The organism is Streptomyces sp. NBC_00440, from assembly GCF_036014215.1.
Lineage (GTDB): Bacteria > Actinomycetota > Actinomycetes > Streptomycetales > Streptomycetaceae > Streptomyces.
Genome location: NZ_CP107922.1, coordinates 1 through 19409 on the forward strand (window position 1 = coordinate 1; position 19409 = coordinate 19409).

General features: G+C 67.8%; 15 protein-coding genes and 3 pseudogenes. 9 read left to right on the plus strand and 9 right to left on the minus strand.

The annotated features are described in order from the left end of the window. Positions 1-493 precede the first annotated feature (493 nt). The 3 genes from OHB13_RS37375 (at position 494) to OHB13_RS37385 (ending at position 4253) form a co-directional block, all read left to right on the plus strand. Complete coding sequence (locus OHB13_RS37375) at positions 494-1120, plus strand: hypothetical protein (protein ID WP_328374568.1); 627 nt, start codon at positions 494-496, stop codon at positions 1118-1120. A gap of 36 nt (positions 1121-1156) precedes the next feature. Beyond that, positions 1157-3829, plus strand: a complete 2673-nt coding sequence (locus tag OHB13_RS37380) for a DEAD/DEAH box helicase (RefSeq protein WP_328380498.1) — start codon at positions 1157-1159, stop codon at positions 3827-3829. Positions 3830-3992: 163 nt separating this feature from the next. Then, positions 3993-4253, plus strand: coding sequence for a hypothetical protein (locus OHB13_RS37385; RefSeq protein WP_328335988.1), 261 nt, complete (start codon positions 3993-3995; stop codon positions 4251-4253). A 614-nt stretch (positions 4254-4867) separates the two neighbouring features. Here the strand turns inward: OHB13_RS37385 and OHB13_RS37390 are convergent. The 5 genes from OHB13_RS37390 to OHB13_RS37410 all read right to left on the minus strand — a co-directional run bounded on the left by OHB13_RS37390 (position 4868) and on the right by OHB13_RS37410 (position 10827). Beyond that, a complete protein-coding gene (locus OHB13_RS37390; RefSeq protein WP_328380499.1) occupies positions 4868-6223 on the minus strand; it encodes an MFS transporter in 1356 nt (451 codons plus the stop codon). Between the two features lie 101 nt (positions 6224-6324). Then, positions 6325-7509: an enolase C-terminal domain-like protein gene (locus OHB13_RS37395; protein WP_328380500.1), complete on the minus strand. Its 1185-nt coding sequence runs from the start codon at positions 7507-7509 to the stop codon at positions 6325-6327. Positions 7510-7600: 91 nt separating this feature from the next. Then, complete coding sequence (locus OHB13_RS37400) at positions 7601-9103, minus strand: aldehyde dehydrogenase family protein (protein ID WP_328380501.1); 1503 nt, start codon at positions 9101-9103, stop codon at positions 7601-7603. Further along, on the minus strand, positions 9100-10005 hold the full coding sequence (locus OHB13_RS37405) for a dihydrodipicolinate synthase family protein (protein ID WP_328380502.1): 906 nt from the start codon (positions 10003-10005) through the stop codon (positions 9100-9102). The genes OHB13_RS37400 and OHB13_RS37405 overlap by 4 nt, the downstream gene beginning before the upstream one ends. A gap of 93 nt (positions 10006-10098) precedes the next feature. After that, entirely contained in the window at positions 10099-10827 is a 729-nt protein-coding gene (locus OHB13_RS37410; protein WP_328380503.1) for a GntR family transcriptional regulator, read from the minus strand. Between the two features lie 98 nt (positions 10828-10925). On the opposite strand from OHB13_RS37410, the pseudogene OHB13_RS37415 reads away from it, so the two are divergent. The 6 genes and pseudogenes from OHB13_RS37415 to OHB13_RS37440 all read left to right on the plus strand — a co-directional run. Continuing rightward, a pseudogene (locus tag OHB13_RS37415) lies at positions 10926-11271 on the plus strand (ATP-binding protein); the annotation flags it as partial. A 61-nt stretch (positions 11272-11332) separates the two neighbouring features. Then, positions 11333-11746, plus strand: a complete 414-nt coding sequence (locus tag OHB13_RS37420) for a hypothetical protein (RefSeq protein ID WP_328380504.1) — start codon at positions 11333-11335, stop codon at positions 11744-11746. Between the two features lie 136 nt (positions 11747-11882). Beyond that, positions 11883-12959 carry a helicase associated domain-containing protein gene (locus OHB13_RS37425; protein ID WP_405914480.1) on the plus strand — a complete coding sequence of 359 codons (1077 nt, stop codon included), beginning with the start codon at positions 11883-11885 and terminating at the stop codon, positions 12957-12959. A gap of 289 nt (positions 12960-13248) precedes the next feature. Beyond that, positions 13249-13425, plus strand: coding sequence for a hypothetical protein (locus OHB13_RS37430; RefSeq protein WP_328380505.1), 177 nt, complete (start codon positions 13249-13251; stop codon positions 13423-13425). A 79-nt stretch (positions 13426-13504) separates the two neighbouring features. Beyond that, a pseudogene (locus tag OHB13_RS37435) lies at positions 13505-14478 on the plus strand (IS5 family transposase). Positions 14479-14837: 359 nt separating this feature from the next. Then, positions 14838-15068 carry a hypothetical protein gene (locus tag OHB13_RS37440; protein WP_328380506.1) on the plus strand — a complete coding sequence of 77 codons (231 nt, stop codon included), beginning with the start codon at positions 14838-14840 and terminating at the stop codon, positions 15066-15068. A 29-nt stretch (positions 15069-15097) separates the two neighbouring features. Here OHB13_RS37440 and OHB13_RS37445 read toward each other — a convergent pair. From OHB13_RS37445 to OHB13_RS37465, 4 genes and pseudogenes are all read right to left on the minus strand, one after another. Beyond that, positions 15098-15460 (minus strand): annotated as a pseudogene (locus tag OHB13_RS37445) (IS982 family transposase); the annotation flags it as partial. Between the two features lie 484 nt (positions 15461-15944). Next, positions 15945-17009 (minus strand): terpene synthase family protein, encoded by a 1065-nt coding sequence (locus OHB13_RS37455; RefSeq protein WP_328380507.1) that lies wholly within the window; start codon positions 17007-17009, stop codon positions 15945-15947. A 144-nt stretch (positions 17010-17153) separates the two neighbouring features. After that, positions 17154-17774, minus strand: a complete 621-nt coding sequence (locus OHB13_RS37460; protein WP_328380508.1) for a hypothetical protein — start codon at positions 17772-17774, stop codon at positions 17154-17156. A gap of 91 nt (positions 17775-17865) precedes the next feature. Then, entirely contained in the window at positions 17866-19284 is a 1419-nt protein-coding gene (locus tag OHB13_RS37465) for a cytochrome P450 (protein ID WP_328380509.1), read from the minus strand. Between the last annotated feature and the right edge of the window lie 125 nt (positions 19285-19409).

Genomic DNA, 19409 nt, shown 5'->3' on the forward strand with positions numbered 1-19409 from the left:
CACATCGCTGCGCGATGTGCAAGCGAACACCCGGGCTGCGCCTGGTGTTGCGCTCACGCTCCGCGTGAGCGCCAACGAGTGGCTGCGCCACTCGTGCAACCATCCCGCTGCGCGGGATGGTTGACGGCCCGTCCGCTGCGCTCCCGAGCCTCCTTGGGCTGCGCCCAAGTGGCCAGGTTTCCGCTGCGCTCCAACCTGGCCAAGCGGGTCCGCTGCGCTCCCCCGCCCAACGGCCCCTCCGGCTTCGCCTCCAGGGCCTCAAGGCCCGCTGACGCGGGCCGGGCTGGCTGCAAGGAGGAGGGGTCGCTCGTTCGTGTGGGTTCTAGTGTATCGCTGCATCAAATTGATGCAGCATGTACCGTTGGCGAAAATATAGGACACCCAACAGTCGCCCAGAGACCCCTTAATATTCGAGAGGAACGGCCCGTCGATGACTGGTCACAGCGAATCTATCGGAACGGGCCCCGCGCTGAGCAGCGATTCTGTGCGCAGGGTGAGCCAGTATCAGACGGCGGGCACCAACGCCCGGTTGAAGCTGTTCGCGCTCCTGGAGGCGCAGGGCGTGCCCGCGGCTGAGGCGGACGACCTGCTGGCCTCCCTGGAGGCCGGAGCGGTCGCCGGGGCCGCCGGCGAGGTGGTCGAGTTGGACGGCATGGCGCCGGCCTGCCGGGGCCCGGTCTTCGAGAACGGCTGGGACGAAGGCGTAACGGCCGTGAGCGAGGCCCTGGTGGGCATCGCGGACCGTGACTGGTCCCGGCGTGCCGGCAGGTCGGCCGGGGCCGCTGAGCTGGCCGTGCATCTGGCGGGCGTGAGGCGGCGTGAGCGGTCGGACCTTGTTCGGCTGGAGAGGTTCGTCCGGGGGACTGTGCTGCCGCGCACGCATCCGAACACCACGCAGTGGCGCCGGGTGCTGGCGGCGCTGGGCGAGGCCGGCGCTCTGTGCACCGCGCGAACCGTGAACAGCGACGGGGACTACGTCGTCTGCACACTCAATGCCGGCCACTACGACCCGGACGACAAGCCTCCCTTCAAAGACGGAAAGCCCGGCGGCTGGCACAAGGCGGATGCGTCGATCTGGAATGACTCGGGCGCGGCCTGCACTCCGCACGCGGCCCTCTGAAAGACATCAGGGACAAGTATTAGGGAGGGCTTGAAAATGCTTTTGGTTCCGCTCAAGGAACACCAGGTCGACCAGAAGTTGAGTTTTCGTAACTGGGTTGGATTTCCTGCAAGATCGCCTGTTCCTCCGGAAGGGGCGCGTGCGATGGGGGTGTCTGCGACCGGGTCCGGCAAGACGATCACCACCGCTGCATGCGCTCTGGAGTACTTCCCGGGCGGGCGGATTCTGGTGATGGTGCCCACGCTGGACCTGATCGTGCAGAGTGCCCAGTCCTGGCGGCGGGTCGGGCACCGGGCGCCGATGGTCGCAGTCTGCTCGGTGGACAAGGACGAGGTCCTGGAGCAGCTCGGAGTGCGCACCACCACCAACCCGATCCAGCTCGCCCTGTGGGCCGGGACCGGGCCGGTGGTCGTGTTCGCCACCTACGCCTCCCTCGTGGACCGCGAGGACCCCGCCGACGTCACTGGTCGCCGGACTGTCCCTGGGCCGTTGGAATCGGCTCTGGCCGGCGGGGAGCGGCTGTACGGGCAGCGGATGGCTCCGTTTGACCTGGCCATTCTGGACGAGGGGCACATGACGGCCGGAGACATGGGGCGGCCGTGGGCGGCGATCCACGACAACAGTCGGATCCCTGTCGACTTCCGGCTCTACCTGACCGCCACCCCGCGGATCCTCGCCGCGCCCCGGCCGCAGCGCGGGCGGGACGGCCGGGAGGTGGTGATCGCGTCGATGGAGGATGACTCCAGCACCTACGGCACCCGGATTTTTGATCTCGGTCTGGCGGAGGCAGTGGAACGCTCGATCCTTGCGGGGTTCGAGATCGACGTGCTGGAGATCCGCGACCCGGACCCGGTCCTGGGCCTGTCCGGGGACACCCTGCGTGGCCGGCGCATGGCCCTGCTCCAAGCGGCGCTGCTGGAGCACGCGGCGCAGCAGAATCTGCACACCACCATGGTGTTCCACCAGCGGGTGGAGGAGGCGGCCGCGTTCGCCGAGCAGATGCCGCGCACGGCCGCCGAACTGTATACCGCCGAGGCCTCCGCGGCGGCGCTGGCCGGGGCGGAGGAACTGCCCGCGTCGTCGATCGATGCTGAGCTGTACGAGCTGGAGGAGGCCCGTCACGTGCCTCCGGACCGGGTATGGGCGGACTGGCTGTGCGGGGACCATCCCATCGCGCACCGGCGTGCGGTGATCCACCGGTTCGCCAACGGCATCAACGCCCAGAACCGACGCGTACACCGGGCGTTCCTCTCCTCGGTACGGGCGCTCGGGGTCGGGGTCGATATCACCGGACTGCGCGGGGTCGAGGCCGTGTGCATCGTCGGCTCGCGCAGCTCCCAGGTCGACGTCGTTCAGAACATCGGACGCGCCCTGCGCCCCAACCCGGACGGCACGACCAAGACCGCCCGGATCATCATCCCTGTCTTCCTCCAGCCCGAGGAGGACCCGAAGGACATGATCGCCTCGGCCAGCTACCAACCCCTGGTCGACATCCTCCAAGCCCTGCGCTCGCACTCGGAACGCATGGTCGACCAGCTCGCCTCCCACGCCCTGACCCGCGGCGCCGAGCGGCGGCGCATCCACGTCCGCCCCACCCCCGCGACCGGGGCGCAGAACGGAGACGGGCAAGAGGCGAGCGACGAGGCGCAGCAGGAGGTCGACCGGGTCACCTCGGTCGTGGTCAACTTTGCTTCTCCCCGGGACGCCGCCAACATCGCTGCTCTGACCCGCTGCCGCGTCATCCGGCCCGAATCCCTCGTCTGGCTGGAGGGCTACCAAGCCCTCATCCGCTGGCGTACCGAGAACGAGATCACCGGCCTGTACGCCGTGCCGTACGACACCGAGACCGCAGTCGGCGTGACGAAGGACTACCCCCTGGGCCGGTGGGTGCACCAGCAACGCCGCGCCCAGCGCACAGGCGAACTCGACCCCCACCGCAAGGAGCTCCTCGACGACGCCGGGATGGTGTGGGAACCCGGCGACGAAGCGTGGGAGAACAAACTCGCCGCGTTCCGGTCCTACCGGCGAGCCACCGGACACCTCGCACCCCGGCAGGACGCCGTCTGGGGCGAGGGCGAGGCGATGGTGCCCATCGGGCAGCACCTGGCGAACCTCCGGCGGAAGGGGCAGAAGAACGGCCTGGGCAAGGACCCGGAGCGAGCGGCGGTGCGTGCCGCGCAGCTGGCGGCGATCGACCCGGACTGGAACTGCCCCTGGCCGCTCGACTGGCAGCGGCACTACCGCGTCCTCTCCGACCTCGCCGCCGACGAGGCCGGCGGAGTACTGCCCCACATCCAACCCGGCGTGCTCTTCGAGGACGAAGACATCGGACGATGGCTGGAGCGCCAGAAGAACTCGGGCACTTGGAAAAAGCTCTCCGAGGAGCAGCAGCAGAGACTGTTGAAGCTTGGCCTACAGCCCGACCAGGCCCCGGCCCCCGCCCCGACGGCAAGCCACACGGCGAAGGGGCCGAGCAAGGCGCAGCAAGCCTTTCAACACGGCCTCGCGGCCCTCACCCAGTGGGTCGAACGCGAAGGCCCGGACCGGCCGGTCCCACGCGGCGCGGTCGTCGAGATCGAGGTCGATGGCCAGGACGAGCCGGTGCCGGTGAAGCTTGGCGTGTGGGTCTCGAACACCAAGTCGAGGCGGGACAAGCTCACTCAGGAGCAACTCGTTGCCCTACGGGAGCTCGATATCGCTTGGGCATGACTCTGGCACCGACCCATCGGTGCGCTAACCAGACAGCGCCGAGCCCGCAGTCCCCATCGGATGTGTCTGGCAATGTGGGTGTCATGATCACTGCACACCGCCCGATATATCCGACTCGACTCAACGGGGGAGCCATATGAGCTATGCAGGTCCTCCCGGTCCCATGAAGCCCTTTCAGACGGACGACGCCGACAAAGCGAGGCGCGGCGCGAGCGGCTGTGTCGTCATCATGTTCGCTTCTGTGATCGCGATTGTCGCTATGGGCGTCGCGAACTGGCTGTGGCACATTCCTTTGCTGACCCTCACGGTCGGGCTCGCGGCACTGGTCGGCAGCTACCGGCTCGGCGGCCGGCTCCGGCCGTTCATAGCGCGCCACATGCCCGACCCGTACCCCGAGGACAACAAGGACGACGACCAGGCGTGAGTCCACAGGCTGCCTGCACTTGACGGCTCCACCTGACTGAACGCCCGCGATTCCAGAGTTCGGCGGCTTGGTCGAGGAAGGCGGTGCCCGGCGTGTTGTGGTGCCGCTGAGAGGAACTGCACCCGCCGGCTCTTCCACGACCAGGACGCGCGCGAACTTTTCGTCGACCGAGAAGTGCAGGCCCGTGCCGCGGGAGAGAACCTGCTTCTGGGACGCGGCGTCCGATGGTCTGGGGTGCGTAGGCATCGGGCGGCTCGAGCAGGTTCGGGGCGATAGTCCAGCGACAAGGTCATCCGTCGGCGGGTGATTTCCCGGTTCGTCAGCATGAGCAGGCCCCCTGACCAGCGCGGTCGCCCACTTTGTGCCGGCGCGGACCTTGGTGAGGACACACCAGGTCTTGAGAAGGATGAGAACGCGCTGCTGACTCTCACTTCGGCGGGCTGGGACTTCTCAGATGGCCGCTTGCGCGATTCTCGCCCAGTGCCGTCGCGAACCCTGGTCAGTCTGTACGCAGAAGGACACCGAGATGATTTCGGCACCAGGACAGCGGAGCGAGAGTCAGCAGGACCCACCGTCTGTGAACTCCTGCGTCACCGGAGGCGGGTTGAAGGGGATCATCCGGGAGTGGTGCTCGGCTCGGGGCTCGTTAGGGTCTCGGTGCGGCGCGGGGTGACGTAGCGCAGGAGGGTGCAGGCGGCAAGTGCGACTACGCAGATGACGGCTACGACCAGTAGCCCGCCGGATGTGCTGCCGGTTTTTTCCTGGACTTGTCCCATCAGTGTCGGCGCCGCGAAGCCGCCAAGGTTGCCCACTGAGTTGATCAAGGCAATTCCCGGGGCGGCCAGGACGCCCACGAGATATTGCTGGGGGATCACGAAGAACGACGAGGCGGCGACTTTGAAGCCGACCGTGGCGACGGTCAGCATGACGACGGCGAGCACTGGGGAGGCGACGGCCGCGGCTGCCAGGCCTATGGCCGCGAGGACGAACCCTGCGACGAGAACGGTTCGCCGCAGGCCGGTCGTGTCGGAGATGCGGCCCGCGAGCAGGATCGCGAAGAATGCCGCGGCGAACGGTAGGACAGAGATCGCGCCGACCATAAAATCGCTTAGGCCGCCGATGTCGCGCACGAAGCTGGGGAGCCAGAACGTCACCGAGTACTGGGCGAGCTGGGCAGCGAAGTAGACAAAGCAGAACAGCAGCATGTGGGGGTCGCGGAGCATCGACCAGCGCGAGGGGGCCTTCTCCTGCTTGGTGGCCGCACGCTCGGCCTCTTCTTCGGCCAGTTTGGCGTGGAGGGCAGCCTTCTCTTCGATGGTCAGCCATGCCGCGTCGGTGGGACGGGACTCCAGGTGGAACCACACCACCACGCCGATCACGACGGCCACGAAGCCTTCGATGAGGAACAGCCATTGCCAGCCCCGCAGGCCCAGGATGCTGTGCATGCTCAGCAGAGCGCCGGACAACGGTCCCGCGATGACTGCGGCGATGGTGGAGGCGGAGTAGAGGGCGGCGTTGGCCCGTCCACGGGTGGCGTTGGGGAACCACTGGGTGAAGTAGAAGATGACGCCGGCGAAGAAACCTGCCTCGGCTGCGCCGAGTGCGAGGCGCAGCGCGTAGAAAATCCATTCGTTGAAGGCGAACACCATCAGGGCGGAGACCAGGCCCCAGCTGACCATGATCCTGGTCAGCCAGAACTTGGCGCCGTAGCGCTCCAGCAGGATGTTACTGGGGATCTCGAAGATTGCGTAGGTGATGAAGAACAGGCCGGCGCCCAGTCCGAAGGCGCCAGCACCGATGCCGGAGTCTGTGGCGAGGGCGTCCTTCGCAAAACCGATATTGACGCGGTCGATGTAGTTCGCGATGAACATGGCCATCACGAGGGGGACGAGTTTGCGGAAGGCCTTCGTGGTGGCTGACGTCAGGGCCGGGGAACCGGGTGTGGGCGTCGCCGTGTCGAAGTGCTTCATTGCACCTGCCTTCGGACGGAGGGAGCGTGCCGTGGCTGGCATGCCGGAGGGGCCCGGGGTTCCCTCTGAGAGGGAACCCCGGGGCGGGGTGGTGCGGGGACTCAGCCTTCCGCGGTGATGGTGTGGGCGGCGGTGGTGCGCTTGGTCACCAGTTCCTCGTCGTAGGTGACGCCGATACCCGGGCCGGTAGGGACCGGCAGGGTGCCGTCTTCTGCGATCGAGGTGTACGAGTCGGAGTAGCCGCAGGTGTAGATCTCCGGCGACGGGTCCTCCAAGTGCGGGGAGACGTTCGCGACTTCGTACAGAGAGGTGGCCTGCAGGGAGGCGGCGAGGTGCCGGTGGATCGGGCTCGGCCCGTGCACCTCGACGTTCACACCCAGCGACTCGGCGAACTTGATCGTTTTGAGACAGCCGGAGATGCCGAGGTCGAAGTGCGCGTCGACGCGGAGCAGGTCGGTGCCGCCGGCGAGCAGGAAGTCCGCCTTGGCCTCCGGTCCGGCGACGTGCTCGGTCTGCAGGATCGGGATGTCGAGGGCGTCGCGGAGCTGCTTGTGGGCGAACGCGCCGATGCCCAGCGGGCGCAGCGGGTCCTCATACCAGCGGAATGCGGCGTCCTGGCATGCTTTGCCGACGAAGATCGCGTCGGACACCGAGTCGAAGACGCAGGCAGGGTCGAGCATCAGGTCGGTGCGTTCACCGAGGTTGGCCCGCATGTGCGCGACGTTCTCTGCCTCCTCCCACTTGTTGCCCTCGTGCCAGCTGTGCATCTTGAAGGCTGTCCAGCCCAGCTCGCGCAGTGAGCCGAAGAACGCGACGACCTCCTCCTTGCTGGTCAGGCTCCCCTCGCGGTCGCCGTTGACGCTGGAGGCGTAGGCCCGGATCCGCTCGCGGCCACCGCCGAGGAGTTCGGTCAGGGAGGCGCCGTAGATCTTGCCCGCGAGGTCCCACAGCGCGTTGTCCAGCATGCACAGGCCGTAGGAGTGGGCGGGACGGGAGAGGCGCCGGCCGACCCGCAGGATCTGTTCGCGGGCGTGCCAGGGTCGGCCGACCGCGACCCGGGCGACGTCGGCGGCCTGTTGTGCCGCGCCGGTGACGGCGTGGTTGGCGTATTCGCCGACGTGTCCGTCGGCTGTGTGCACGCGGACCATCAGTACCGCGCGCCGTCCGGTGACGCCGGGCTGGTAGTACCAGGATCCGGCCCGGTCGTTGACGTTGAAAGTTCGGGTGTAGCCGGGGGTATCGACATCGAATTCGATGACCTCGACTTTGTCGATGAGCGTATTCACGATGTTCCTCTCGGTTCGTGCCGGGCTGGAGGCAGGTGCCATCGGCCGGAGTGCCCGCGTGCGCGGGCCCGGCTGGTGGAAGGGGCGGGTGTCAGGAGGGCAGGATGAGGGTGCCGTTGACCCGGCGCGGAATGGTCACGAACCCGTCGCGCAGTTCGTGGGGCAACAGGTGCTCGGGGGCTGATTGCCAGGCAATGGGGCGGAGGAAACGCCGGATCGCCGTCGTGCCCACGGAGGTGTGCAGGGTGTCGGTTGAGGGCCACGGGCCGCCGTGGTGCTGGGCCCAGGAAACGGCCACGCCGGTGGGATAGCCGTCGAAGAGCAGCCGCCCGGTCTGCCCGCGCAGGATGGCGGCGGCGAGATCGCGCACGGTGTCCGTTCCGGCGCCGCCGTGCACGGTGGCGGCGAGTGAGCCCGGCAACTGGGCGAGCACAGCATCAAGATCCGCAGGCTGGTAGCGAACCAGTACGGCGACAGGGCCGAAGATCTCGTCGAGGAGCCGGTCGTCCAGCCGGTCGGCGAGGACTGCGGCGGCCTGGACCTGGAACCCGTCGCCGTCGACCGGAGTGCCCCCGATCACGTCGTACCCGTCCAGGGCGGCCAGGGCGGCTGTGTAGCTGTCGACGATCTGCCGGTTGAGGAGCATCGCCCGCTCGCTCTGGGCGAGCTTCGCGCGCACGGTCTCGATGAGCCGGTCGCCTTCCGGGCCTGCGGGGATGAGCGCGAGGCCTGGCTTGGTACAGAACTGGCCGCCGCCGAGCGTGAACGATCCCACCAGGCCGGCACCGATCTCCTCGGTCCGCTCTGCCGCGGCTGCCGGAGTCACCACCAGCGGGTTCACGCTACCCAACTCCCCGTAGAACGGAATCGGGTCTGCCCGCTCGGCGATCCGGGCTTTCAGCGCCGCCGCGCCGGTGTGACCGCCGGTGAAGGAGACAGCGGAGATGTGCCGGTCGGCCACAAGTGCCACGCCCGCTGCGCGGCCGAAGACGACCTCGATGGTGCCTGCCGGTGCTCCGGCCGCCATGGCGGCTCCAGCGAGGATTTCCCCGCACAGCGCCGAGGTCAGCGGGTGGCTGCCGTGGGCCTTGACCACGACCGCGCACCCTGCCGCGAGGGCAGCGGCGGTGTCTCCACCGGGGACGGAGAAGGCAAGCGGGAAGTTACTCGCCCCGAACACCGCGACCGGGCCGGTGGACACCAGCATCCGGCGCAGGTCCGGGCGCGGGCCCATCGGGGTGTCACCGGCGTGGTCGATGACCGCCTCGACGTAGGAACCCTCCTCCGCGACTTCGGCGAACAGCCGCAGTTGATAGGTCGTCCGGGTCAGCTCGCCGTTCAACCGTGCCGTACCGAGCGCGGTCTCGGCGTCGGCGGTGGCGACGACATCAGCACGGCGGGCCTCCAGCGCATCAGCCATCGCGCGGAGCATCCCCGCTCGGAACCCACGGCCAGCCGCTTCCAGTGCGGTAGTCGCACAGGCAGCCCGGGAGCAGATCCCGGCGAGATCGGTCGGATCTGTTTCGCGCAGAGCCGTCGGTGCGGGCGTGCCGGTCTGCGGGTTGACGGTGTACACCGCTTCTGTGGTGGTCACAGAACAGCCCAGGTGGCGAGGATCTTACCGACGAGCTGGCGATCCCCGAGATCCAGGCGACTGGCCGGGGGACGGACTTCAGCCCGGCCGTAGCCAATCTGGTGCAGGGCCTCCTTGATGACGCTGACGTTGTGGGCGCTGTCCCGCGCCAGGCGCAGGTCCTCAAACTCACGGACGGCATCCCAGACCTGCATCGCCGCCGGGAAGTCGTGTGCCGCGAGCGCGGTCTGCATGTCCAGGGAAAGCCCAGGTGCCACGGCGGCCAGGCCGGAAGTGAAACCCGTGGCCCCTACGGCCGCGTAGGCGGGGGCGGACAGTTCGGCGAGCCCGGCAATCCAGGTGAATCGGTCCAGGCCGGCTCCGCGCGCGACGGTCGCGAAGTGGGAGGGATCGGGGATCGCGAACTTGACCGCGACGACATTGGGGCAGGCATCAGCGAGGCGGCTGAAGTCGTCGGCGGTGATCCGCGGGTTCCGCACGTAGGGCACCACCGCTGTCTCCGGCACCGCTGCAGCGATGGTGCGGTGGTAGTCGATCCAGCCTTCCCGGGAGACGTAGGGGTGCACCGGCTGATGCACCATGATCGCCGCCGCACCGTGGGAGACCGCGTAGCGCGCGGACTCGATCGCCGTCGCGGTGTCGAACCCGACGCCCGCCACGAGCAGGGCATCAGATGGCATCGTCGCAGCGGTCAGATCGACCAGGCGGCGCGTTTCGGCGAGGGAAAGCGTGTAGTACTCGCCGGTGTTGCCATTGACCGTCAGTACCCGGATTCCACCGCCCACGAGGCGTCCGACGATCCGCTCGGAGGCAGGAACGTCAATGCTGTTCTCAGGGGTGAAAGGGGTGGGCGTGATCGCGACGACGCTCGCCAGTCGGGAGCGCACTTCGCCGAGGTCCATGGTTCTCCTATGTCGCAGGCCAGGGGGTATCGCCCGCGGAACCAAACGGTTCCGCGGCTCACTGGCGTTCTGGTGGTGCGGTCGGTGGCCGGATCAGTCCGCTACGGGCTCCGCGGGGCCGGCGGTCCGGCGCAAGTGGGGCATCACCCGTTCGACGAAACCGCTGATGTGGGTGCGCAACGCCTCGGCGGCGCGCCCGGCATTCCCGTCTTCGGCTGCGGCGAGGATGTCCTGGTGCTCGTCGGCCTCCGTCCGCCAGCCACCCGAGGTACGCCAGCCGGAGACGCTGACCAGAGCTGTCTGGTCCTTCAGCCCGTCCAGCGTCGCGATCAGCAGCGGATTCCCGCAGCCGAGGTACAGCGCGCGGTGGAACTCGCGGTTCGCCAGGCTCATCCCGACTGTGTCACCCGCCTCGCCCGCCGACCTCGCTTCATGCAGTGCTCCGCTCGCGGCGGCCAGGTCGATGCCGCGCGTCACGGCACGGCGGGCGGCCTCGGGCTCCAGAAGGAGCCGCATGTCATACACCGCCGCCGCCGATGCACTGTCCAGCTCCCGCACGACAGCGCCCTTGTAGCGGCTGAGCGCGACCAGACCTGACCCCACCAGGGTCTTCAGTGCCTCTCGCACGGGGGTCTTGGACATGCCGAGCATCTGCGCGATATCAGACTCAACGAGTTGCTGCCCTGGACGCAGGCGCCCGGTCAAGATTCCGCGCCTGATCACCGACAGCGCCCGGTCGGTGCGATTCGCCAGCGGGTCAACTTCGACGTCGGCCAGCGATAGCCGGAAGGCGGTTGGCACATCGGGCGGGCTGCTTTTCATCAGGTTCCCCATCCTCATCTCTCGTATATGAGATATGAGGACTCTAGGGTTGCCCCTTAACGCAGGTCAAGAGGTTCGGGGAGTAGATGTGCGCAGCAGTGACCTGCCGTGGCTTCCTTGCCGAACTCCTGATGACCGAGTCCGACGACCGGTCCCGCCATCGCTCGGAACGGCCGGATCAAAGCGGCCGGCTTCCCGCGGGAGAAGTCCCTTCGTGCGTTCGGCTTCGATGCCAATCCGGACATCGACGTGGCCACCGCACACACCCGGGCCAGCCGTGAATGGATCAAGGAGAGTCAGCCGCTCTGCCCGATCGGCGACTCCGGCACCGGCAAGTCCCGCATGCTCATCGCACTAGGCACGGAGGCCGTGATGAAAGGCTGCCGCGTCAGCCACACACTCGCCACGAAGCTGGCGAGCGAACTGGCCGAGGCAGCCGACGAGAATCTGCCTCCGCACACACAGGGGCGTTGAACCTGCAGTCCAGGGAGCGAGAGGAATCATTGTGAACACAGTTTCGATACGAGCGCCGTGGGAGGATCTTCCGCTTGAGGCGCGGGCTGCGGTGCGGGCACAGCTCGGATCACCGGTGGTGGAGATCGTCCATCCAGAGGATGGCTTCACGCATGGGCTTGCCGTGCGGGTGAAGTGCGCCAACGGCAGCGAAGTGTCCCTCAAGGCAGCCGACATCGCGGCGCGCATGGCGTCGCACTACCAGGCTGAGGCGACTGCCGGGAAGCACTTGCCGACGGTAGTCGCGCCCCGGCTCGTGTGGTCGTTGGAGACGGGCAACTGGATCGTCAACGCCTTCGAGTCGGTCCAGGGTCGGGAACCCGACCTGCAGCCCCGGTCCGCAGACCTGAGCAGCGTCCTGGATGCGGTTGGTGTGCTGGAGCAGGAGTTGACGCGGAACCGCTAACCCCACCCTCAGACAATCAAAAGGCCCTGACCAGCACAAACACCAATCTGGCCTTTACACGCCCAGAACTACCTACAACACACTCAGCCCCACTCAGCGCGGAACACACAACCCCAGCTCAGATACCCCGACCCACCTGCCCGAGCCGCCAAATCCACCTCTCAGCGAACCAACAACACCCCAGGCCAGCAGCCCCGCCGTACACCAACAAACCCCCTCCCAGCGTCACCTCAACCCCGAGCACGAGCACTGGCGGCGCGGCGTGGAAGCCGCGGTCATCTACGCCCGCGAGCACGGCGACTTGAAGGTGCCGTTCACGTTCCGCGTGCCCGCCGTCGACGACCAGGAGGCGGAAAGCGAGGGGTGGCCGGCCTCGCTCGCAGGCTTCCCGCTCGGACAGTGGACCGCAGATGCCCGCCGGTTCTACGCCCGCGGCGACATGGACGAAGACCGCGTCACCCAGCTGGAGAAGCTCGGCATGATCTGGTCCCACCACGACGTCGCCTGGGAGGAAGGTCTCGCGGCGGCGCGTGGGTGGGCGGCCAAGGCGGGCCACCTCCTGGCCCCGCTGGACGCCACCTACCAAGGCGCCAAGGTGGGCATCTGGCTGAAGAACGCGCGGGCCGCCACCCGCAAAGCTGCCGAGATCGAGCAGCGGCGTGCCGAGGGGCTGCCGGTTCAGTCGTCGGCGGGGGCGCTGTCGGACGAGCGGCGCGAGCAACTGGAGGACATCGACGCGTCCTGGTGCCCGAGCTGGCCGGTCACGTGGCAGCGCTGCTTCCACCTGGTCCGGCTGCACCTGGACACGGGCGAGACGCTGCCCACCGAGGCGGGCAAGGTCCTGCGCCAGGGCGAAGACCTCGGGCGGTGGGTGACGTCGGTGCGGTACGGGTGGGACCAGCTCACCGGTGTGCAGCAGTGGATGTGCGAGCAAGTCCTCGGGATCACACCCGCCACCGAGGAGGAGAAGCCGAAGCGGCCCCGTACGCAGGCCGACAAGTGGACCGCCAACCTCGCCGCCGCCCGGCAGTTCTTCGAGCGCGAGGGCCACCTAAAGGTCCCGCGCAAGCACGTGGAGACCGTGCTCTCCGAGGACGGCCGGGAGCTCCAGTTCCGCCTGGGGGCATGGGTCAACAACCAGCGGAGCAGGGCCGCCGCTCTGGCCCCGGAGCGGATGGAGCAGCTGTCCGAGGTCGGGATGCGGTGGTCCTGATGACGGCCGTCATCGCAGCCGCCGCGCTCACGGCCGGCTACCGGCTCGGTCGCCTGCGCCCCTGACAGCGCGCGGGCGACTGGACGGCCAATCAGGCCCGCTGCACCGGGCCGTGGCGCCGGACCGGCTTCATTCGCCAGGCCGTCGTCGTCCTGGTCCACGCCGTCACCGCGCCACGCACCAGCCGGTGCATCATGCGCGCCCCGGACGCCGACAAGCGGGCGCCGGCACCCGTACGCGATCCGAACAGGGCCGCCAACCGCACCCGAGCAGACAAGGGAGGCACCACGTGAGCACCGAGCAGCCGGACACCGACGCGTACGGCCAGGAGCTGGCCCGCATCAGCCACCACCAGCACGAGGCCGTCGCGGCGCGGTTCACGGTCTTCCAGGCCCGGGCCGCCGTCGGGATCAGAGCTAAGCGCCTCCTCGCCGCACCGCACCGCACCGCGCCAGCTTCGAACTGAGCACACTAGGGCCTGTGTGGAGTTGTGATCTCGTGGGGTCCCGGCCTGGTGGGCGGAGTCCTTGAGGTAGAACGGTGGGGTGTCTCGACCTCAACTTTCTGATGCTGAGTGGGAGTTCATCTCTCCGTTCCTGCCGGTCGGTGAGTACGGGCCGTATCCGGAGAATCTGCGGTCGCACTTCGAGGGCGTCGTGTGGCGGTTCAGGAACGGGGCGAAATGGCGGGAGCTGCCCGAGCGATTCGGGCACTGGTCCACCGTTTACGGCCGGTTTCGGCAGTGGCGGGATGCCGGGGTGTTCGCCGCGGTGTTCCAGGGTGCGATCGCCGAGGCGGCGAAGCGGGGCCTGGTGGACTTGTCGCTGGTCAGTGTGGACTCGACCACAGCCCGGGCCCATCATGATGCCGCAGGGATGGTCATGGAGCCCGAGACCCTGGACGCGGTGGTGAAGGCCACGGCGGAAAAGGGGGCACCAGCGGGGAACAAGACGGGCAAATCGACCCGGAGCGAGCAGAACGACGGCGCGTGAGGCGTCGCCGCAGGGCCCGGCTCGCCGCCGCTGAACTGGGGCGTTCCCGCGGCGGACTGACCACCAAGACGCATCTGTCCTGCGTACCGCAATGCCTACCCCTCTCGCTCAAGATCACCGCGGGGCAGGCCGGAGACAGTCCGCAGTTCATCCCCGTCCTGGACAAGATCCGCGTCCCCGGCCCGGTCGGCCGGCCCCGCACCCGGCCCGGCGCGGTCGCCGGCGACAAGGCGTACTCGTCCCGCCAGAACCGTTCCCACCTGCGCAGAGGTGGGATCAAAGCAGTCATCCCCGAGAAGAGGGACCAGGCCGCCCACCGCAAGAACCACGGCTCACGCGGCGGACGGCCCGTCACCTTCGACAAGCAGCTCTACAAGCTCCGCAACAGCGTCGAACGCACCATCAACAAGATCAAGGACTGGCGCGGCCTCGCCGTCCGCTACGACAAAAAGCCTGAAAGCTACCAGGCCGGACTGGAATTATGCGCCGGCCTCCTCTGGATCCGACACCTCGGATCACAGCTTTGATCACAACTCCACACGGACCCTAGTAGAAGGGGGTGGGCGGTAGCCGAAGCTTCACCAAATCTGGAAGGGGTCTCTCCGCGAAGTAGTCGGCGTGGTCAGATCCCCTTGACCACATGGTCTGACCTGCACCGTTCTCCGATCACCGTACGGGCGTGAGGCCCCCTGCGAAGCGCCCCCGACGGGCGTCCTGGTGAACGTCCTGAAGACTCCTGAACAGGCCCTACACACCCACACGGACGCGAGGGCGGGAGCTTACGCCTAACAGTCCAACCAGCGTGACTCGCCCCCGCCACAGACGTTGAGAGTCGGTCCGGCCAACCACCGGACCACCACGCTTTCGATCACTGGAGGACCAGCCCATGGCAAGCACCCGCACCATCCGTCTGACGGCAGCTCTCGCATCGCTCCCCCTCGCCGCAGCCGCCATCGTCGCCAGCGCCAGTGGCGCCAGCGCGGATACCGGCCACGGAATGATCATCAAGCAGCAGTCGCAGATCGAGGGCGCCCACCAGACCACCGGGGGTCCGGGGCTCTCCGACAAGAACAACTTCAACGACAACAAGGTCGCCAGCATTCTGTTCGCCCCCTAGATGGATGAGTCCGAGGGGTGTTGTCGCGGTCAGTGATCGTAGGCGGTCAGTGACCGTTTGACGGGTTGCTCGGTTTTGTCGTTGTGCCAGACCGCGGCGGTTAACGCGAGGATGCGCACGAGGACCCGGGCGGTCCCCCCGGCCGGGGTCTTGCCGCCGTGTGGTTCCAGGTCGAGCTGGCCCTTGAGGGTTTGGTTGATCGATTCGATGACCTGCCGGAGCGGTTTGAACAGGTGCGCTCCGGCCCGCTCGGGTTCGCCCTTGCGGGCCGGACGCAGCAGCGTCAGGTGACGTTCGGTGAGATCGTGCTCGAACTCGCGGCCGTAGTAGTTCTTGTCCCCGATGATCGTTTGCCGTGGATGGCCGGCCTGGATCTCGGGTGCGGTGTCGAGGGGCCTTGACCCCGAATCCTGAACACGGGTTATGCGGCTGGTACCAGCGTAGTTGGTGCGCGGTGGAAGCCGTTCTCGAAGTCGATTGGTGATCGCTGTCCGAGGCGGGAGTGTCGGCGCCGAGTGTTGTAGCGGTGGAGCCATCGGAAGGCGTCGAGTCGCGCCTCACGCTCGCGGCATCCCCACCGAACCCGAGCCCGGCCTGTTCGTCCGCCCCGACGCCTGAGAACCATCCCCCACCCCCGACCAGCGGTCCTTCCCCAACCTCAACCACGAAACGGACAAGAGCTCACGTTCCGCACTCTCAGATCCGCAGGATCCAGTGTCTCGTGTGTCCAACATCAGGGGTCAAGGCCCGTAGACTCCGGGCGGCGCGGTTCCAGGCTCGCTCTTGCCCCATCTCCCCCTTGGCCGGGGCTGGCCTGCCGGCCGTTCCCAGGAGTGGTCTGGCCCGGGCCACGGTGGGTCTTGTTGATCGTGCAGATCACTTGGCTGATGCATAGGTCATTCGGTCACGGGTTAGGGTGGCGCTACCGCAGGGAAAGCGTGTCACGCCCCTCCCTCCGTTGTGGTAACGCGGGGTCTCGTAGGACCACTGCGAGCTGGCCGAGAAGGCGTATGCCATTTCCTCGACGTATGCGCGAACGTTCGGGTCAGCCCCGAGGGTGCTGGCCAGCATCTCGCCGCTCTTCTGGATGAAGTGCTTCTCTGTTTCTCCGATGAGGTGGCAGACCTTGTCGATGGCGTCCTGCAGCTGCATTCCTTCGGCGAGAACCAGGACGGAGAGGGCGTTGGTGTAGTCGCCTTGGCTGTGTTCGCGGTGGAAGGAGAACAGGTCGTTGACGAGGATGAAGTTGTCGTGAACGATCCTTTTCAGCTCGTAGAGCGCGGGGTGTGCGCGGAAGGCTTCCGTGAGGTCTACCTGCAGCCCGTATTCGACGAGGGTGGTGACGGCGTCACACCCGGAGGCCGTGTGCATGGCCATGTAGGTGTCGAAGTCGGGGACTCTCCCGGTTGCCCGCAGGGCGACTTCCGCACGGTATTCCTGGATGTAGCGGCGCATGTCGGCCAGGAACCTGGTCCGGAGCCCGGATCCCATACCCTCCAGGATGGGCCCGAGGACCCTGACCGCGACCTTTTTGTACGGGCCGCCCTCGCCGCCAGCAGTGGTGAGATCGCCTTCCAGGACGGCCACCAATTCACCGACGATGGTGTCGGTTTCGCGGGTCGAGCTGCCGTGCCAGCGGGGGTCTGAGAGGACATCGTCGATGAGGAAGAACGCGCTCACCCAGTAGGCGTGGTAACGCACCCTTTCGGTGTCGCCATTGGGGTTGGCGAGGCATGCCCACTGGGCGTGCCGGTCGTGGAGGTTGTTCCGGGCTTCTTCTTCGCTGCGGTACAGGTCCCACAGGTGGTTGCGGATGTAGTGCTGGTTGGCCCGTTCGATCTCGGCGTGGTCGGGATGGCGCAGGGCCGGGAGGGTCAGGGCTGTTTCGGGGATGGTGATCCGGGTTTCGCTGTCGAACACCGGTCGGGCAGGGCTGGTCATCGTTCTCTTCGTTCCGCTGAACCGGGTAGCTGTCCCGGGGTGGCCTGCGGGGCCGCCGGCACCCGTGCGACAGCAGTCCGGCGAAGCAGAGGGCGCCGTTCTTGTGCGGGGCCTGGGCCGGCGGCCCGGGGTGCGGGGGTGCTGTTACTGGTCTGTGGAGGGGGTCAGGTGCAGGACCTGGGCGGTGGAGTTTCCAGCGAAGAGTTGGTGGCCGGCGGGCAGGGGGCTGGTGGTGAATTCTTTGGCGAGTGCGTTCGAGCCGGCCGGGGTGAGGTTCATCGGGACGTTCTTCGCGGTGATTTTCGTCAGTGAGAGCTTGAGTCCGGTGAGTTTGGTGGTGAGGATGTCGATCCGCTGCTTGTGGTGGGTGACGGTGATGGTCCCGGTCCGGTCAGGTGTGATTTTCGCGGCGATGGCGGTGAACTCGGCCCGCCGGTTGCCGTGGTGGAAGGCGAACCCGCCGTCCTTGGCGGTCGCGGTGAGCCCGGAGAGGTCAGAGTTGATTTTCCCGCCCGCCAGGACCGTGCGGACACATCGGTGACCCTGGTCGCTGACCACAGTGGAAGGAGCGATGGCGTCCATGGTGATCCCGGCCCGGGACAGCGCTGACGCGGAGGCGTCGGTGAGGCAGAAGTCGAAGGTGGAGCCGCCGGCGATCGGCAGGGAGGGCAGCAGGCCTTGGGTCGGGGCGGCTGTGGCCTGGGGTGCGGTCACCGCCGCGGCCAGGAGACCGACGGTCAGGGCGCGGAGGAAGGGCGATGGCACAGAGAGCTCCTGATGCTGCAACTGATCGGGAAGGGGCGTGTGATCAACGCGCCCGCACAGATCGCGTTACGCGCCGGGTACGGAGTCACGCTCATCGGCCCTCGGGTGGCTCCGGTGAGCAGGGGTGGTGGGGGGATGTGCGGGTGCGTACGCGTAGGTGCAGGCCGTGGGGGGCCAGGGAGACGCGTGCGCGCGGTTGCACAGGCGTGGGGTCGAGCGGATCCAGCCTCCACTGCTGTGCGATCTGGGCCAGGGCCAGGGTCATTTCCGCCATGGCGAAGCGGTCCCCGATGCATTTACGGGGCCCGGCGCCGAAGGCGAGGTAGGCGCTGTCCACGGACGGCAGCACCGTCCGGTCGGCCCACCGGTGGGGGTCGAACACTTCCGGACGGGGGTAGAGGTCCGCTCTGGTGTGGACCAGGTAGGGGCTGTAGACGAGGGTTGCCCCCTCCGGTACCGCGTAGGGGCCCAGCGTGGCCGCGGTTCGGGCCTTGCGGGTCACGACCCAGACCGGCGGGTAGAGGCGCTGCGTCTCGGTCAGGAAGTGGTCGACGAAACCGAGTGCGGGGAGATCCTCGAACCGAGGCGGGCGGTGTCCCCCGGTCACGGCGATACAGGTTTCGTGCAGGCGCTGCTGGAGGATGGGATGCCGGGCGAGGAGGTAGAGCGCCCAGGACAAGGTGTCGGTGGTCGTCTCGGTGGCACCGATCAGCAGCGTGAGGACCTGGTCGTGGATCTCGGCGTCATCGAGCGCGTCACCGCCGCTTTCCTGCAGGAGGATCGAGAGAGCATCGCCCTGATCACCACCAGCGTTTCGGTAGGCGGCGACGGTCTGCTCGACAGCCGCGCGCATCAGCTCCTTCGCCCGCTCGAAACGCCGGGTGGCTGGCGTGGGAAGTCTTTCCAGAGCCCTGACCGGGTTTCGCAGGCGCCGGTCGAGGCCCTCCAGGAGATCATGCGTCACCGCGGTCAGCGTCTCCGCCGCCAGTCCCGCCGCAGGTGTGAAGAGCGTCCTGACCACCGTCCCGGTGGCCAGCTTCCTCATCTGCGCATCCACATCGATGACCAGGCCATCACTCCAGGAGCCGGCCAGCAGCCGGGCCTGCTCCGTCATGACCTGGGCGTAGCCCGGCAGTCGCCCCGGGTGGAAAACGGGCTGCAAGAGTCGGCGCTGACGCCGGTGCCGGTCGTGGACGCAGGTGGCGAGACCGTCACCGACGACCTGCCGGCCCTTGTCGAAGAACCGGCCTCCCTTGTCGAACGTCCGGTCGTTCAGCAACAGCTCCCGCACCAGTCCAGGGTCACAGACCACGAACGCCTTCACTGGGCCCAGCCCCACCTCCACCACATCACCCTGGGCAGGAAGCGACCGCAAAAACCCCAACGGGTCCCGGCGCAGCGCCGCGATATGGCCGAGGACAGGGGCACCACCCGTTGCGCGGGGCGGCAGCCTGCCAGCTCCCGCCGAGCGTGCGGGCCCCCGGGGGCCCGCTCCACGCTTCCCGAACAACCCAAGACTCCCTCGCCATCAACTCACGAAAATTCACCGCGCGGCGCGATGAGAGGGCAGCCACGCCCGGTAGCAGCCCCTTGCTACACGGCTTGATCGGAAACGCGAACGAGTCCGCTGTGGTG

What these genes read in the sequence shown, in the direction of transcription:
- OHB13_RS37380 (WP_328380498.1), top strand. Translation starts at nt 1,157, where the DNA reads ATGCTTTTGGTTCCGCTCAAGGAACACCAGGTCGACCAGAAGTTGAGT.
- OHB13_RS37385 (WP_328335988.1), top strand. Translation starts at nt 3,993, where the DNA reads ATGAAGCCCTTTCAGACGGACGACGCCGACAAAGCGAGGCGCGGCGCG.
- OHB13_RS37390 (WP_328380499.1), bottom strand. Translation starts at nt 6,223, where the DNA reads ATGAAGCACTTCGACACGGCGACGCCCACACCCGGTTCCCCGGCCCTG.
- OHB13_RS37405 (WP_328380502.1), bottom strand. Translation starts at nt 10,005, where the DNA reads ATGGACCTCGGCGAAGTGCGCTCCCGACTGGCGAGCGTCGTCGCGATC.
- OHB13_RS37410 (WP_328380503.1), bottom strand. Translation starts at nt 10,827, where the DNA reads ATGAAAAGCAGCCCGCCCGATGTGCCAACCGCCTTCCGGCTATCGCTG.
- OHB13_RS37440 (WP_328380506.1), top strand. Translation starts at nt 14,838, where the DNA reads ATGGCAAGCACCCGCACCATCCGTCTGACGGCAGCTCTCGCATCGCTC.
- OHB13_RS37455 (WP_328380507.1), bottom strand. Translation starts at nt 17,009, where the DNA reads ATGACCAGCCCTGCCCGACCGGTGTTCGACAGCGAAACCCGGATCACC.